This is a genomic window from Jingyaoa shaoxingensis, assembly GCF_014385005.1.
GTDB lineage: Bacteria > Bacillota > Clostridia > Lachnospirales > Lachnospiraceae > Marvinbryantia > Marvinbryantia shaoxingensis.
Map to the genome: position 1 here is coordinate 73,395 of NZ_JACRSZ010000006.1, position 15,755 is coordinate 89,149.

At 45.5% G+C, this 15,755-nt stretch carries 17 protein-coding genes; 2 read left to right on the plus strand and 15 right to left on the minus strand.

Annotated features, from left to right (window positions below; all coding sequences use genetic code 11):
* Window position 1 precedes the first annotated feature (1 nt).
* Window positions 2-1,441, minus strand: a complete 1,440-nt coding sequence (proS, locus tag H8716_RS07185; protein WP_249307889.1) for a proline--tRNA ligase — start codon at window positions 1,439-1,441, stop codon at window positions 2-4.
* A gap of 195 nt (window positions 1,442-1,636) precedes the next feature.
* On the opposite strand from proS, the gene H8716_RS07190 reads away from it, so the two are divergent.
* Window positions 1,637-2,134, plus strand: a complete 498-nt coding sequence (locus H8716_RS07190; protein ID WP_249307890.1) for a DUF402 domain-containing protein — start codon at window positions 1,637-1,639, stop codon at window positions 2,132-2,134.
* 85 nt (window positions 2,135-2,219) lie between these two features.
* Here the strand turns inward: H8716_RS07190 and H8716_RS07195 are convergent, their stop codons facing one another.
* The 7 genes from H8716_RS07195 to H8716_RS07225 form a co-directional block, all read right to left on the minus strand.
* Window positions 2,220-2,705 carry a deoxycytidylate deaminase gene (locus tag H8716_RS07195; RefSeq protein ID WP_249307891.1) on the minus strand — a complete coding sequence of 162 codons (486 nt, stop codon included), beginning with the start codon at window positions 2,703-2,705 and terminating at the stop codon, window positions 2,220-2,222.
* A gap of 18 nt (window positions 2,706-2,723) precedes the next feature.
* On the minus strand, window positions 2,724-3,155 hold the full coding sequence (gene rpiB / locus H8716_RS07200) for a ribose 5-phosphate isomerase B (protein ID WP_283243019.1): 432 nt from the start codon (window positions 3,153-3,155) through the stop codon (window positions 2,724-2,726).
* The gene (locus H8716_RS07205; protein ID WP_249307893.1) at window positions 3,136-3,618 is read right to left on the minus strand and encodes an arsenate reductase/protein-tyrosine-phosphatase family protein; all 483 of its coding nucleotides are present in this window, start codon (window positions 3,616-3,618) and stop codon (window positions 3,136-3,138) included. The genes rpiB and H8716_RS07205 overlap by 20 nt, the downstream gene beginning before the upstream one ends.
* 11 nt (window positions 3,619-3,629) lie before the next feature.
* The gene (locus H8716_RS07210) at window positions 3,630-4,676 is read right to left on the minus strand and encodes an L-threonylcarbamoyladenylate synthase (protein ID WP_249307894.1); all 1,047 of its coding nucleotides are present in this window, start codon (window positions 4,674-4,676) and stop codon (window positions 3,630-3,632) included.
* A 124-nt stretch (window positions 4,677-4,800) separates the two neighbouring features.
* Window positions 4,801-5,523, minus strand: a complete 723-nt coding sequence (locus H8716_RS07215; RefSeq protein ID WP_249307895.1) for an N-acetylmuramoyl-L-alanine amidase family protein — start codon at window positions 5,521-5,523, stop codon at window positions 4,801-4,803.
* A gap of 55 nt (window positions 5,524-5,578) precedes the next feature.
* The gene (locus H8716_RS07220; RefSeq protein WP_249307896.1) at window positions 5,579-7,282 is read right to left on the minus strand and encodes a glycosyl hydrolase family 18 protein; all 1,704 of its coding nucleotides are present in this window, start codon (window positions 7,280-7,282) and stop codon (window positions 5,579-5,581) included.
* Between the two features lie 146 nt (window positions 7,283-7,428).
* Window positions 7,429-7,740: a hypothetical protein gene (locus H8716_RS07225; RefSeq protein ID WP_249307897.1), complete on the minus strand. Its 312-nt coding sequence runs from the start codon at window positions 7,738-7,740 to the stop codon at window positions 7,429-7,431.
* A gap of 463 nt (window positions 7,741-8,203) precedes the next feature.
* Here H8716_RS07225 and H8716_RS07230 point away from each other — a divergent pair, with 463 nt between their 5' ends.
* A complete protein-coding gene (locus H8716_RS07230; protein WP_249307898.1) occupies window positions 8,204-8,968 on the plus strand; it encodes an adaptor protein MecA in 765 nt (254 codons plus the stop codon).
* A 77-nt stretch (window positions 8,969-9,045) separates the two neighbouring features.
* Here the strand turns inward: H8716_RS07230 and H8716_RS07235 are convergent, their stop codons facing one another.
* The 7 genes from H8716_RS07235 to fabZ all read right to left on the minus strand — a co-directional run bounded on the left by H8716_RS07235 (window position 9,046) and on the right by fabZ (window position 15,717).
* Complete coding sequence (locus tag H8716_RS07235) at window positions 9,046-9,255, minus strand: DUF1858 domain-containing protein (RefSeq protein WP_249307899.1); 210 nt, start codon at window positions 9,253-9,255, stop codon at window positions 9,046-9,048.
* Window positions 9,256-9,339: 84 nt separating this feature from the next.
* On the minus strand, window positions 9,340-10,227 hold the full coding sequence (locus H8716_RS07240) for a patatin-like phospholipase family protein (protein WP_249307900.1): 888 nt from the start codon (window positions 10,225-10,227) through the stop codon (window positions 9,340-9,342).
* A gap of 2 nt (window positions 10,228-10,229) precedes the next feature.
* Window positions 10,230-10,682 (minus strand): MarR family winged helix-turn-helix transcriptional regulator, encoded by a 453-nt coding sequence (locus H8716_RS07245; RefSeq protein ID WP_334299708.1) that lies wholly within the window; start codon window positions 10,680-10,682, stop codon window positions 10,230-10,232.
* A 378-nt stretch (window positions 10,683-11,060) separates the two neighbouring features.
* Window positions 11,061-12,146 carry an NAD(P)H-dependent flavin oxidoreductase gene (locus H8716_RS07250; RefSeq protein ID WP_249307902.1) on the minus strand — a complete coding sequence of 362 codons (1,086 nt, stop codon included), beginning with the start codon at window positions 12,144-12,146 and terminating at the stop codon, window positions 11,061-11,063.
* 70 nt (window positions 12,147-12,216) lie between these two features.
* Window positions 12,217-13,941 (minus strand): acetyl-CoA carboxylase carboxyltransferase subunit alpha, encoded by a 1,725-nt coding sequence (locus H8716_RS07255; RefSeq protein WP_249307903.1) that lies wholly within the window; start codon window positions 13,939-13,941, stop codon window positions 12,217-12,219.
* Window positions 13,941-15,275 carry an acetyl-CoA carboxylase biotin carboxylase subunit gene (locus H8716_RS07260; protein ID WP_249307904.1) on the minus strand — a complete coding sequence of 445 codons (1,335 nt, stop codon included), beginning with the start codon at window positions 15,273-15,275 and terminating at the stop codon, window positions 13,941-13,943. Before H8716_RS07260 ends, H8716_RS07255 begins: the two co-directional genes overlap by 1 nt.
* A 13-nt stretch (window positions 15,276-15,288) precedes the next feature.
* On the minus strand, window positions 15,289-15,717 hold the full coding sequence (fabZ, locus tag H8716_RS07265) for a 3-hydroxyacyl-ACP dehydratase FabZ (RefSeq protein ID WP_249307905.1): 429 nt from the start codon (window positions 15,715-15,717) through the stop codon (window positions 15,289-15,291).
* Between the last annotated feature and the right edge of the window lie 38 nt (window positions 15,718-15,755).

Genomic DNA, 15,755 nt, shown 5'->3' on the forward strand with positions numbered 1-15,755 from the left:
CTTAGTATGCTTTGCCCCAGTATACCATAGCCTTGGCCGGCTTCTTGCAGTAGATACATTCACAGGTAATCTCTTCCTGCTGGAATGGAATACAACGGGATGTAACACCGGCTTCTTCCTTTAATGCATCTTCACATGCCTGATCACCGCACCACATTGCCTTGATGAATCCAGGCTTGTTCTCTGCGATATCCTTGAACTCATCCAGAGTCTTGGCAGTGTAAGTATGGGATTCTCTGTGTGTTCTTGCTCTCTCCAGCATATCCTTCTGCATAATCTCCAGAGTCTCAGTAACCTTGCCGGTCAGTTCTTCCAGAGATACAGTAATCTTTTCTCTGGTGTCACGGCGAACGATCACTGCCTGTCCTGCTTCGATGTCCTTCGGTCCCAGCTCGATACGTACCGGAATACCACGCATCTCGCTCTCTGAGAACTTCCATCCCGGACTCTTGTCAGAATCATCCATTCTTGTACGGATACCAGATTTTACCAGTGCTTCCTTCACTTCGGCAGCCTTATCCAGAACCCCTTCCTTCTTCTGCTGAATCGGGATCACCATTGCCTGTACCGGTGCGATACGTGGTGGCAGTACCAGTCCACTGTTATCACCATGTACCATGATAATTGCTCCGATCATACGGGTGGTCATACCCCAGGAAGTCTGATGTACATATTTTAAGGTGTTATCTTTATCTGTATATTGAATACCAAATGCCTTCGCAAATCCATCACCGAAGTTGTGGCTGGTTCCGGACTGCAGTGCTTTACCATCATGCATCAGTGATTCAATGGTATAAGTAGCTTCTGCACCTGCGAATTTTTCCTTGTCTGTCTTGCGGCCCTTAACAACCGGGATAGCCAGTACTTCTTCACAGAAATCAGCATATACATTCAGCATCTGAATGGTACGTGCCTCAGCCTCTTCTGCTGTAGCATGTGCCGTATGACCTTCCTGCCACAGGAATTCTCTGGAACGAAGGAAAGGTCTTGTGGTCTTCTCCCATCTCATAACGGAACACCACTGGTTATATACCTTCGGCAGATCACGGTAAGAATGAATATCATTCGCATAAAAATCACAGAATAATGTCTCAGATGTCGGACGTACACACATTCTCTCCTGAAGCGGTTCCAGTCCTCCATGGGTTACCCATGCTACTTCCGGTGCGAATCCTTCTACATGATCCTTTTCCTTCTGAAGAAGGCTCTCCGGGATCAGCATTGGAAGATATACATTCTCCACGCCTGTTTCTTTGAATCTGCGGTCCAGTTCGTGCTGGATATTTTCCCAGATTGCATATCCGGCAGGTTTGATGACCATACATCCTTTCACACTTGTATAGTCTGTCAGCTCTGCTTTTTTAACAACATCTGTATACCATTGTGCAAAATCCTCTTCCATAGAAGTAATGGATTCCACAAGTTTCTTTTCCTTTGCCATTGTCTATCTCCTCATTTTATTATTCTCAATCGTATCTGCCTGATACAGGCATTCTTCGGACACTGTAATCCCATTTTATTGCAAACCCCCGTTTTCGTCAAGAATCTCCTAGATTTTTCTGGTATTTTCCACTGCATTATGCTAAATTATAGAAAAAGGAAATCTTATATAGCGGTGTCGCGGAAAGGGGCTTTTATGAACTCGCCTGTTCTTTATCGAAAACGTCTGATCCCTGCTGAATGTGTTCTTCTGGATAAGGATAAGGTCATTCGATGTACGGATGATTATCTGATCACCACCTGGGACACCATACGCCCCAAAAAAGACCTGAGCCATGGCATTTCCGTTTTTTTCTGGAAGCAGGGCGTCAAAGTAAGTAAGTTCTACGATCACCAGAACCGGCTGATCTGCTGGTACTGTGATATTATCACACATGAATACCAGCCCGAAACCAATACCTATATTACGATCGATCTGCTCGCCGATGTTCTGGTCTATCCGGATGGTCAGATAAAAGTCGTAGATCTGGATGAACTCGCCGATGCAGTAGAGCAGCATCTGATCTCTCAGAAAATGCTCCTGACTGCCCTGCGCCAGTTGAATACTCTGTTGGATCATATCTACAGTGGCAAGTTTGCCGAATATCAGTCATATATCGAAGAAATTGAAAAAACAGCCAAGAATGAGCTGTAAAATTAGTTTCCAGCTATAAGAAACGCCAGTTCCGGCAAATGCCGGTTCTGGCGCTCTTTTTATGCTTTTTGAAACCCTGATTTTTCTACACATTCAGGGTTATCGTTCTGCCTGACGGCTGATATGAGATCAGTTCTACTCCGGCTGTTTTAAGCATCCGCTTAGATGCCAGTACGTTGACCGCCGTCGCATACTTATCTGAAGCATATACCAGTTTCTTGATACCTGATTGGATAATTGCCTTGGCACATTCGTTGCATGGAAATAATGTCACATAGATGGTTGCCCCCTCCAGACTTCCTCCACGGTAGTTCAGAATAGCATTTAATTCAGAATGGGTAGTATACAAATACTTACTGTCCAGACCTTCTGCTTCTCTGCTCCATGGAAATTCATCATCTGAGCAGCCGATCGGGAACCCGTTGTAACCCATGGACAGGATCTTATTATCCTGGCTGACAATGCAGGCTCCCACCTGAGTATTCGGGTCCTTGGAACGCATACTTGCAAGAATCGCTACTCCCATAAAATATTCATCCCATGAAATATAATCTTTGCGCTTATCTGACATGATTTTCACCTGTACCTTTTAATCCTGTTCAATCAACTCAATTCTTCTCTTATGACGCTCTGCGTTGGAAAACGGTGTATCCAGGAATGTATCCACAATCTTCAGTGCCAGTCCCGGTCCAACAACTCTTCCACCCAGTGCAAGAATATTTGCATCATTGTGCTGTCTGGTTGCTTCTGCTGTGAAACAGTCCGTACACAGTGCCGCACGAATTCCTTTTACCTTGTTGGCTGCGATGGAAATGCCGATCCCTGTTCCACAGATCAGAATACCTCTTTCACATTCCCCTGAAGTAATGGCAGATGTTACTTTTCTTGCATAGATCGGATAATCTACTGCCTCTTCACTGTCACATCCGAAGTCTTTATATTCCAGACCTCTTTCTTCAAGATGCTTTAAGATCTCTTTTTTTAATACGTAACCGCCGTGATCACATGCTACCGCTATCATGTTCTTCATCCTCCTGTAATAATACTTCTGTTAATTTTGAAATAATCAGTTCCAATACATCAAAACAATGACCATACTCTTCCAGTGCCTTGCCATGAGGATCGTAGATATCCCCCTCTTCCGTCTGGCTGTACTCCGAAATGGTATACAGATTCTTCACTCTGTCCTCATACTCTTCCTGTATCTTCTGCTTCTGTGCCTGTTCCATTGTCAGAATCAGAGTACGTTCATCAAAATCATCTGCCGAAAAAGCTACTGCCTCGTGATCCGGAAGCTCCAGCTTATGCTGTGACAGTATCTCTTTCGCCTTGGGATTCACAGGTTCCGGAAATAATACAATCATTCCCTTTGAATCCACCAGGATATCCTCCAACAGCATTTTGTTCTGTAAGATTGCTTCTGCCATCGGTCCTCTGGAGGTATCACTGTGACTTACAAACAACACTTTATCATACTTCTTCATATATTCTTCCTCTAAACCTGGATAATCTGATGCCCCGCAGCCTTGACCATCCGGTTCATAATCGCCTGTCCCAGATTCGGTGTCTCAAAAGCTTCTGAGAAAATACAGCTTACCTGCTGCTCATCAAATTCCCGTAACACTGCATACAGATGTCTGGAAATGCTCAGTTCATCACGACGGCTTCCCATAGACTTTACTGTGCCTCCACAGTAGCGGTGCACTGTCTCATCTGACGCAATCACGCCCGGTCGGTTTCCCTTCTTTAATTCCTCACAGATACGGTCGTTAATATAGGCAATTACCTTTTCTTCTTCCCCTTCCACGATGACCATATCTGCCTTTGGGGCATAATGCTTATAGCGCATACCAGGTGCCTTCGGGCGCTGCTTGCAGTCTGCAGACAAAAGTGTAGGATCTACTTCCACCTTCCCGATGACTTTCTCCAGCATTGCCTTATTAATATAGCCTGGACGTAAGATTGTCGGCACACCGGTACTCAGATCCACGATGGTGGATTCCACTCCGATTCCAACGCTTCCTCCATCCAGTATCATCTCAATCTTGCCATCCAGATCATCTGCCACATGCTGTGCGGTGGTCGGGCTTGGCCTGCCGGATGTATTGGCACTCGGTGCTGCAATATAACCACCTCCGGCTTCGATCATCTTCAGCGCAACTGGATGGTTCGGCATACGTACCGCTACAGTATCCAGCCCTCCTGTCGTTCCATATGGTACGATCTCTTTTTTCTGAAAAATCATAGTCAGTGGCCCAGGCCAGAACTTCTCAGCCAGCTTCTTCGCTTCTTCCGGTACTTCTTCTACAATCCGATACAGGTCTTCTGTCTTCGCTATATGGACAATCAGCGGATTGTCAGAAGGTCTGCCCTTTGCCGCATAGATCTTGAACGCTGCCTGTTCATCCAGTGCATTGGCTCCCAATCCGTATACTGTCTCCGTCGGAAATGCCACAAGACCGCCATTCTTCAGGATCTCGCCCGCTTCTCTCATCTCTTTTTCATCTATCTGATTCGTCATATCTGATATGATCGTCTGCATGTATGTTCGCTTCCTTTTTCTGTCTGTTCGCATCTGTCCAGTACCTTCACAGCAGGTTCTGAACAGTTCTCTTTTTCTTAGTAAGTATAACATTTACCGATACTGAACGCAATAGAGGTTTTCGTCAGAGAACGGACGCCCGTTCTCTGAGGTATTTTCTTATTCCTTCGCATATTGCTTCTGCGACCTGCTCCTGATACTTCTCACTGATCAGTTTTTCTGCTTCTTCTGTATTGCTCAGAAACCCACATTCTGCAATCACCGTCGGAATCTGGGTTTTTTTCAATATGTAATAAGTATTATTTGCCTTGATTTCCCGCGGTCTGGCAATATCCAGCTTCTGGTTTAGTGCTTCCTGCAAGGTCTGTGCCAGTTCTTTTCCTTTCTGAGATGTCTCATAATAGAACACTTGCGGGCCACATACGTATTCCTCCGTATAACTGTTCTGATGTATACTCACTGCCAGATCCGCACCGGATTCATTGATGACCGTACATCGTTTTTTCATATCCTGCTGTTTCTTGTTCTCCTCATTTTCATCATACAGCCCCCGGTCACTTTCCCGCGTCATAATGGTCTCGATCCCTGCCGCCTCCAGATTTTGCTGTACTTTCCCTGCAATTGCCAGATTGATCTCCTTCTCCAGAATGTTTCCTATACCGACTTTGCCGGAATCGAAGCCTCCGTGTCCGGCATCTATCACAACCCGGTACTCTTTTACTTCTCCGGATACCGCCTGGGTGATCCGATTGTGCATCTCCATCATCTGTGCTCCCAGTCTTCCGACATAAAATGCCCCTGCCAGAATCAATGCCGTCATGATCCGTTCCAGTTGTCTTTTGCCCATGAAAAATCCCCGCTGCATACTTTTTACCAGTGTATGCAACGGGGACTCTGTTTACTTATGAACTTATATACTTGGCAATCAGATCCCATACGGAATCATCTTCCAGCCCAAGCTTCCATTCTGCAACGCCGGCCAGATTGTAATTCTTGATCAGCTCCAGTTTCTTGGTTAACGACTTGGTGTCTTCCAGCCAGATCTGATACAATGCACCATCCTCGCCTTCAAACTGTGCATAATTCTGCTGTGTAGTCTCATCCCAGGTACTCTCTGCCTGATTGTTCTCCAGCACCTGCTGTGCATCGTTCATACCCAGTGCATCACTGGTCACAGTAGTGGTGCCATCTGCATTGGTGGTCGTACACCAAAGTCTGGTATAAAACGGAATACCGCTGATGATCTTCGCCGCCGGCACATCAGTCAATGTGTTCTGAATGCCTTCTTCTTCAAAAGACAGACTTGCTACCGATCCTGCTTCCTCTGACCCGGCATAGTGTTCATCGTAACCCATGATAATCACATAATCACACACTTCTCCCAGTGCCTTGCGGTTATAATGTGCGGTAAAGTCCATCGGAACCGGTACATCTACTGATAAAGCAATACCATTCTTCCGGCACATGACTGATAACTCACGCACAAATTGCACATATCCGTCTGCTGCGTCTTCTGAGATATTCTCAAAATCCACATTAATTCCATCAAAACTGTACTCGATGGCCGCTGCGATCAACTGATTCTCGATCTTGTTTCTCGCTGAAGTTGTGTTCATAACCTGAGCGAAATCAATATTCTCACTGAAGTTGTCTACCAGTGGCCATACTTCCATATCATTGTCATGCGCAGTATCCACATAATCCGCCAGCGCCAGGGAATCCAGCGTTCCGTCATTGGATGCAATACTGAACCAGGTAGGTGAAATGGTGTTGACCTTCTTCACACTGGCAATATCATAAATGATATTGTAATTGGCATCCATACTGGTCGTCTGGTGCCATACCAGATTGATCTTGTAATCCTTCACAATGCTGGTATATTCCGGTGCAGTAAAGTCCGTCGTTAAGGTCTCCGTATGTTCCTTTACCAGACGATCGTTCTTAATATAGCCAATATATCCATCCTGTGTCAGAATCTTGGTCCAGTCTTCCATAGGCTCCAAAATGCGAACCACTTCGTTCTTCTCTACTTCCCTCAGAATCGGACTCTTGATGCCTCCCAGCGTACGAACCTTACCCTTCTTGCGGATGCTGGCTACGGTCACATCTCCCCATTCATTGTTAATCACAATGCGGTTCGGCTCCTGAAATACCTCATAAGAAATCGCCGTGTACTGCTTTACAAAGTCCAGTGCAATATAAGTCTTGCTGCCATCAATCAGTACGATATTATAAGTCAGATCCTGTGTCTTGCCATCTGTGGTATAACTGCTGGCACCTGCCGGGATCTGTACCACATCTGTCGGCATAGTGTATAACATAGTGTTATTATCCGAATCCCAGTAAAAATAATCATTCAGTGTTTCTTTGACTGCCTGATAATCCACATATGCCACATCGCCAATCAGCTTTCCTTTATAAGAAATGATCTCGCTGCCTACTACGATTGCCGCTTCATCATCACTGTCCAGTCCGAAATATTCCTGACTGTCCATTACTTCAGATGAAGGCGTATATTTTTGAATCAGCCTGGTCAGAAAACCGATCCCAACTACCACCACAATTAACAGAATCACTGCCAGAGCCGGTGCCACCTTTTTCTTCATTCTCATTCCTCCGTGCCTGTGCCAATGATATGGCATACTTGCTGTTCTGAGTATAGCATACTTTGTGACACACATCTAACAGTTTTCGACTTTTTCAGAAAAACTTCATACAATTTTAAGTTTTCTGTTCAGGGAAACCCGGATTGCTATTCTCTTGGTTTTATTCGTTTTTTTCTGATCCTGTCGAAACCGATTCCACAGATCTCATTATTCCCGTCAAAACGGTAATCCCTCATGTAATCTGACTCTTCCCGTACATAATTGGCAATTCCATAGCTGGTACTGGGTCTGCCGTTCAGCCACAGGGACATTCCTGCATTCTGATACCCCTGCAGTTCCTTATACAGGCTGCTCTCCAGTACTTTCTCTTTACGTTTTTCAAACATCTCTTTTGTATCATGTGATCTTGTACCGTATGTTCTCATACCGTACGGTTTTCTGTATTCGATGTTTCTCACTTCTTTCTGTTCTCTCTACGGAACCCACGAAGGTGCTGCCTGTGATATATTTCTGCCGTGGTACTCTTATGCAGTCAGTCCTGTATATCCTGCTGCAGATCCGTAAACTCTTTTTCAGAGAAGACAATGCCAATATTCTGTTGTTCCGTATCTTCACCGATACGATGTTATCAATATTATTAAATAAGATGAAATGCATGCGAAGAATATCGCATGTAAGAAATAATTCGCAGAAGAATCTGCTGACGCTGTAAAATAGTCCTCCTTTCTTCATTTTTAATATGTGTCTTCTCTTATTATTTATTATACAGCACATATTCTTGTATTTCAAGTATTTTATAATAATTTTACAGATCACTGCCAGTATTCCACTTTACATTTTTGACTAAAGTAGGATATACTGTAAGCAGAAAGGTTGCTGATATCAGTAACCTTTCAAGATATCAGGCAAGGAAGTGATTTCATGAAAATTGAAAGACTGAATGAAAATCAGATACGCTGTACATTGACTCGTGAAGATCTCGCTGAACGCAAATTAAAACTCAGCGAACTGGCATATGGTACCGAAAAAGCGAAGTCCCTTTTCCGGGAGATGATGCAGCAGGCTGCCTATGAATGTGGTTTTGAAGCAAATGATATTCCTCTTATGATTGAGGCAATTCCAATGTCTGCTGATTCGATTATCCTGATCATTACCAAGGTTGAGGATCCTGAGGAACTGGATACTCGTTTTGCCAAGTTCTCTCAGGGTAATTCCGCAGATGATAACAGTGATCTTCTCAGCGCGCTCTCTTCTGTCAAACCGGAAGGAGCCGATGATATCCTGAATCTGTTCCAGAAGATCCGTGATACACATAAGGCTCTGTCCTCCAGGGCTGAGAATTCTGACACGAATCAATCTGCTGATTCAGAATCAGAAGAAGATCTGTATGTGGAACTGAAAAAGATTTATGGTTTCCACAGACTTGACGATGTCATCCATGCCGCTCATATTCTTCAGGGCAGCTACAATGGGGTGAACTCTCTTTATAAAGATACTTCAGACGATTCCTATCATCTTATTCTGAGCAAGTCCTCCCATACGCCGGAGGAATTCAACCGTATCTGCAATATGCTCTCTGAATATGGCACGGGTCTGAAGTATACGGCGGGTAATGAAGCTTATCTGGTAGAACACGGCGAAGCCATTGTGCGCAATGAAGCATTGCAGAAGCTGTCAGCACTGTAAGCAGACACGTTGTGAACCCGCCGCGCGTACGAAAAAAGGGATTGACGTTAAAACGCCAATCCCTTTTTCATTTTATCTTATTTGCTAACGCTTTCCAGATATGCATTCAGTCTTGCAACTACAAGATCTACTGGAAGTCCATGAACCATAGCTGCTTCTTCCAGAGATTCTGCCTGTGAAGAAGGGCATCCTACACAGTGCATTCCGCTTGCCATTAATACGCCTGCCATGTTTGGATCTAACTGAAGGATTTCACCAATCAGCATGTCTTTATTTACTTTTGCCATTTTAACTACCTCCTGGTATGATATTCTACTTTTGTGTGTTGCTTTAATAGTTACAGCAAGACACTCCCATGACCGATTATAATGCTATTTTTCCTGCACGTCAAGGGGATCAGAATCCACTTTGGCCGTTCTGATAAACGTCCTCATTTTCTTCAGATTGGCAATTCCGTCCTTTCTTCCGAGCTGATAGACCTCTTCCAGTTTTTCCGGATCGTTCTCAGTTCTGGATATGGTGATAGGTTCACTTGGACGAATCACCAGTGCCTTTCCTGCCTTTTCCTGTTCTTCTACCAGACGCAGTTCTTCATTATACATGATATGACGTTGTTTCATGGCTTTTGCCACTTCCGGATATTTATGCAGCAGTGTTTTAAAAAGAGGAATCATCTTGTTTTTCTTCTTATGATATGTCTTATCTCTGGTCAGAATGATGATATTTCTCCTGTACCCGATGCTGCGAAACCACTCCAGCGGAATAGAATCTGCGATGCCTCCGTCCAGAAGCTTATAGCCATCCACCTCTACAATGTTGGACAGCAACGGCATGGACGCTGATGCACGGAACCATTCCAGATCCTTGTCTGTTCCGGTGGTGCATTTATGATATACGGCTTTTCCCGTGGTCACATCTGTCCCTACTACATAGAATTCTGCCGGATTCTTCTGAAACGTCTCACTGTCAAATGGATCCAGCTTTTCAGGAATCTCATGATAACAGAATTCTGTTCCAAAGTAGTCTCCTGTCTTCAACAAAGAATGGAATCCCGCATAACGAGGATCCCTTCCGTATTTTTTATTATATCGAATGGTTCTGCCAATCTGTTTTGATTTATAATTACAGCCAAATACCGCTCCGGCAGAAACTCCTACTGCTCCGTCTACCCAAATGTTGTTCTCCATCATGACATCCAGCACCCCTGCTGTATACATGCCACGCATGGCGCCGCCTTCCAGTATCAAACCTGTCTTCATAGCTATTTACTTCCTTTTCCATATCCTTTAAAGAAATCTGACAATGCATCCAGTGTCTTCACCAATACCGGAACTTCTTCATCTGTCAGCTTTTCCATAACTGCGCTGGTCATCTGACGGTGATAATCTGCATGGTGCTCATAGGCCGCCACGCCTTTTTCCGTCAGCTTTATAAATACCACACGCCGGTCTTCCTCGCTTCTGTGGCGTTCTACGTAGTTTTTCTTTACCAGATGATTGATGGCAGTGGTAAGGGAACCTACTGTAATGTTCAGCTTTCTGGCTACGGAAGACATATTGCTTCCATCGCCGAGACCGATTGCTTCTATGACATGCATATCATTGTTGGTAATGTCCTTGAATTCATCGGTAATAATGGCTTTTTCTTCCAGAACCCAGACCTCATTAATCAGGTTCACCAGTATATAATTGATTTTTTCTGCTGCGTTATCCATTCTCTCTCCCATGTATCGCCACCATATCTTTCTGAAATTCCGTTTGTGATTATTATATCCTCTTTTCGCATTTGCAGGCAACTGTTTTTTCATGCGGGTGAAATGTCCAAAGAAGTTCAATATACTAAAATATGCGCCTGACGGTCAAAGAAGATCAATATATGATATCCATTAAGATACGTTGATTTTCGGCATCTGCTGCGTCATCTAGCGACACCTGTGACGCTGCAAACGGTTCTATCGCAGGGAGCAGGTGTCCATAAGCGATGCTAAAAAATGCGAGAAATTAACGTATCTTAGCAGACAATACATTTTCAGTCGTTCGTCTTTCACAATAAATCACAGATCATCCATCCGCATTCGTCCGTCTTTCACAAATTACAGCTCATCTCCCAGCATTTCTTCCATGACTTCTCTCACAGTCTGTATTTTCTTTGCCTTCCATGCGTTTGCCCCGCAGAACAGCAGTGCCTGGTCTGTCTCTCCTTTAGCTGCATGGATCAGGGCATCGGTGATGCAGTATGGTATTTCTGATGGTTTGCAGTTTTTGAGGCAGCCGTGGCATTTGCTGTGTGGAATCTGTTCGCCGTTTTGTACTTTTTTCAGGAAGGGGTTTAAAATGGCGCGTCCCGGCATTCCAACCGGACTTTTTGTAATAACAATATCTGTCTCTTTTGCCTGAATGTATGCCTGTTTATAGCGAATATCTGCGTCGCATTCTTCGGTTGTTACAAAACGTGTTGCCACCTGAATGGCATCTGCCCCCAGTGCAAAGGCATGACAGGCTGCTTCTCTGCTGTCGATCCCGCCTGCCAGAGCTACCGGAATGGACATTTTTGCTTTTTGTGCAAATTCTTTTACGGTAGTGATAATTCTTGTAACTTCTTCGTCGAAGTTTTTCTTTTTTTCCTGTACATATTCTGCCAGTTGTTCTGGTGAAAATCCCAGATGTCCGCCAGCCTGCGGGCCTTCAATCACCACCAGATCAGGCAGCCGCTGATATTTTTTCTCCCAGTATTTCAGTATCAGTCTGGCAGATCGCTCCGAAGATACAATCGGTGCCAGTGCCGTCTTCGCCTTTCCTGCGATTGCAGGAAGATCCATTGGAAGTCCGGCACCGGACACGATCAGATCCGCACCTGCCTGCACTGCTTCTTTTACATAGTGCTCATAATGGCGCATTGCCACCATAATATTAAAACCAATCACACCTTCCGGAGCAAGCTTTCTGGCTTTCGCATATTCACTGTGCATTGCCCGCACATTGGCTTCTTCTGTATTGGTATCAAAATCCGGCTCACGGAATCCAATCTGGGCTGCGGAGATGATTCCCACACCTCCGTTCGCTGCCACAGAACCAGCCAGATTACCAAGACTGATTCCGACACCCATGCCGCCCTGTAAAACAGGTTTCTCCACACGCCGTTTTCCGATCCATAATTCTTTTTCCATATCTTTCTCCATCTTTGCCGCTCCTTCCAGTTCCTGCCAGCACCGCATTTTCTTTCAAGAATGCCTCGACATTCACTGCATATTACATCTTGCGGAATCTCTGATAGCGATGTTCCGCCAGTTCCTCTTCTGACATCTGTTGATAATGCTCCAGAAATACTTCCATCTCTGTTTCCAGGGGATACGTCACCCTATACAGATTTTCTCTGGTCAGATGTTCCGGCTCAAAAATCACTTTATCCACAATTCCCTGCTCTTTTAAACAGTCTGATGTGAGTTTCATAACTTTGGCTGCTTCCTTTGCCTTGCTGCTGTCTTTCCACAGAATGCTTGCAAAACCTTCCGGTGACAGAATCGAATACACCGCATTTTCCAGTATCCACACCTCATCGGATGTGGCAAGGGCAAGGGCGCCTCCACTGCCACCTTCTCCTATAATGACTGTCAGAACCGGCACTTTCAGAGAAGACATTTCGTAAATATTTCGTGCAATGGCTTCTCCCTGCCCCCGCTCTTCTGCTTCAATTCCGCAAAATGCTCCCGGTGTGTCCACAAAACAGATCACCGGTCTGTGGAATTTTTCTGCCTGCTTCATCAGACGCAGCGCCTTACGATACCCTTCTGGTTTTGGCATGGCAAAATTGCGTTCTATGTTCTCTCTGGTGCTGCTGCCCTTTTCCTGGACAATGACCGTCACACTTTGTCCGCCAAATCTGGCGATTCCGCCAATCACAGCCGGGTCATCTCCGTATAACCGGTCTCCGTGAAGTTCCTGAAAATCTGTAAACATTGCACGGATATAGTCACTTCCAACAGGTCGGTTCTTACTTCGGGATGTCAGTACACGATCCCAGGCATCTCTCCGATGTCCTGGCACGCTTTGTCCCTGCCTTATCTTCCCTGCCGTCCTCTGTTCCGACATTCTTTCTCCCGGCATGGACTTTTTTGTTCCTGCATTTTCGTGCAGTTCCAAGAGACTGCCCAGTACTTCCCGCATCTGCGATCTCTCCACAATCGCATCCAGTAATCCATGCTCCAGAAGAAATTCTGATCTCTGGAATCCTTTTGGCAGCTTCTGGTGGATGGTCTGCTCTATAACTCTCGGTCCGGCAAAACCGATCAATGCTCCCGGTTCTGCCAGAATGATATCTCCCAGCATAGCGAAGCTGGCTGTCACACCGCCTGTAGTCGGATCGGTCAGCACACTGATATACAAAAGTCCTGCATCACTGTGACGTTTCACAGCTGCAGATGTCTTCGCCATCTGCATGAGGGATACAATTCCCTCCTGCATTCTGGCTCCACCGGAACAGCAGAACATAATCACCGGCAATTTCTCACTGGTAGCGCGCTCCACGGCGCGGGTGATCTTTTCTCCCACATTTTCTCCCATGCTTGCCATAAGAAAACGGCCGTCGCAGACTCCGATGACCGTTTTCATACCGTTTATACTTCCTTTTCCGGTCACGACAGCTTCATTCAAACCTGTCTTTGCCTTGGCGGATGCCAGTTTTTCCGGATAGCCCCGGTATTCCATAGGATTCTGAAGAGGCATTTCACTGTCCCACTCCTCAAAACTGCCTTCATCCAGAATCATCTCCAGACGATTCCACGCCGGGACATGAAAATATCCACCACATTTCGGACAGATATAGTATCCGTTTTCTGCTTCTTCTGCTATGATCGCTTTTCCACACTGATTGCACTTGCGCATCAGCCCCTCCGGCACTTCCGGTTTCGTCAGTCTGCTCTCCGCCCTTTTCAGGGAAGTGCTTCGGTTTTTCTTAAACATATTGTCCAGTTTCATTATGATATCCTTCTGATAAAGTCTGTGTCTGTAGTTCCATTGACAAAATCCGGATGATTGACAATTCCATACTGATAATCCACATTAGTATCAACACCTTCAATGATCACCTCACCCAGTGCACTTCGCAGTTTATCAATGGCTTCTTTTCTGCTGTGTGCCCAGACAATCAGCTTGGCAATCATAGAATCATAATAGGGCGGAATGGTATATCCGCTGTAGATTGCTGTATCGATTCTCACGCCTTTTCCTCCCGGAAGATACATATCTGTGATGGTTCCCGGAGACGGCCGGAAGTTCTTCTCAGGATTTTCTGCATTGATCCGGCACTCAATGGCATGTCCGTTAATATGGATATCTTCTTGTGTAAACATCAGCTTCTCTCCGGATGCGATACGGATCTGAGCCTTAATCAGATCAATTCCCGTGACGCATTCTGTCACCGGATGTTCCACCTGAATTCTGGTATTCATCTCCATAAAATAAAAACTGCCATCTTTTTCCAGCAGAAATTCAATGGTTCCCGCATTGGTATAGCCGGCTGCTTTCGCCGCCTTCACTGCAGCCTGCCCCATTTTGCTGCGCAGTTCTTCGGAAAGTGCCGGGGATGGAGATTCCTCTATCAGCTTCTGGTGATTTCTCTGGATCGAACAGTCACGCTCTCCCAGATGTACTACATTCCCGTAATGATCTGCCAGGATCTGAAATTCAATATGACGGGGATGAAGCACCAGATGTTCCAGATACATGGTATTGTCATGAAAGGCATTTTCTGTCTCTTTCTGTGCTGTCTGAAAAGCCGTCTCGAATTCCTCCGGTGTATACACTTCCCGCATACCTTTTCCACCGCCGCCAAGAGCTGCCTTAATCATAATCGGATAACCGATCTCTTCTGCCAGTTTTTTGCCTTCTTCTGCAGTATAGACTGCTTCCTGACTTCCCGGAATCACCGGAACGCCCGCTTCCATCATGGTATTTCTGGCTTCCTGCTTATTGCCCAGTCGGGCAATGGTAGCAGAATCCGGTCCGATAAAAGTAATATGACACTGCTCACACAGCTCCGCAAACTTGCTGTTTTCCGACAGAAATCCAAATCCCGGATGAATGGCATCTGCACCGGAAACCACCGTTGCACTGATGATCCGTTCCATGCTCAGATAACTTTCCGCCGATGCCGCCGGGCCAATGCAGATAGCTTCATCTGCCAGCTTGGTATGCAGGGCATCTTTGTCTGCCTCGGAATAAACCGCAACTGTTTCGATTCCCATTTCCCGGCATGCACGTATAATCCGCACCGCAATCTCACCACGATTGGCAATGAGTATTTTTTTCATCGCTGTTTCCTTCCTATCCCACCATAAAAGTCAGTTCTGCGCTGACTACCACTTTTCCGTCTACGGAAGCGACTGCTTCTCCTACACCTACCGGTCCCTTGGACTTAATAATCCGAGTCTCCAGGCGAAGCTTGTCTCCAGGCACAACCTTGCCACGGAATTTGCACTTCTGAATCCCGCCAAAATATGCGGTTTTTCCTTTATTCTCTTCCAGGCTCAGGATGGCTACCGCCCCTGCCTGTGCCAGTGCCTCCACAGTGAGTACTCCCGGCATTACCGGCTCCTGTGGAAAATGCCCTGCAAAAAATTCTTCCCTGTAGGACACACATTTATAAGCGACCGCATACTGCCCCGGTTCATAGTCTTCTACATAATCCAGAAGCAGAAACGGATGCCTGTGTGGGATAATCTCCTGAATTCCTTTTATATCTAAATGTTTCATACTTATCTTCTCATCTTATGTATCTGATCTGCAGATAC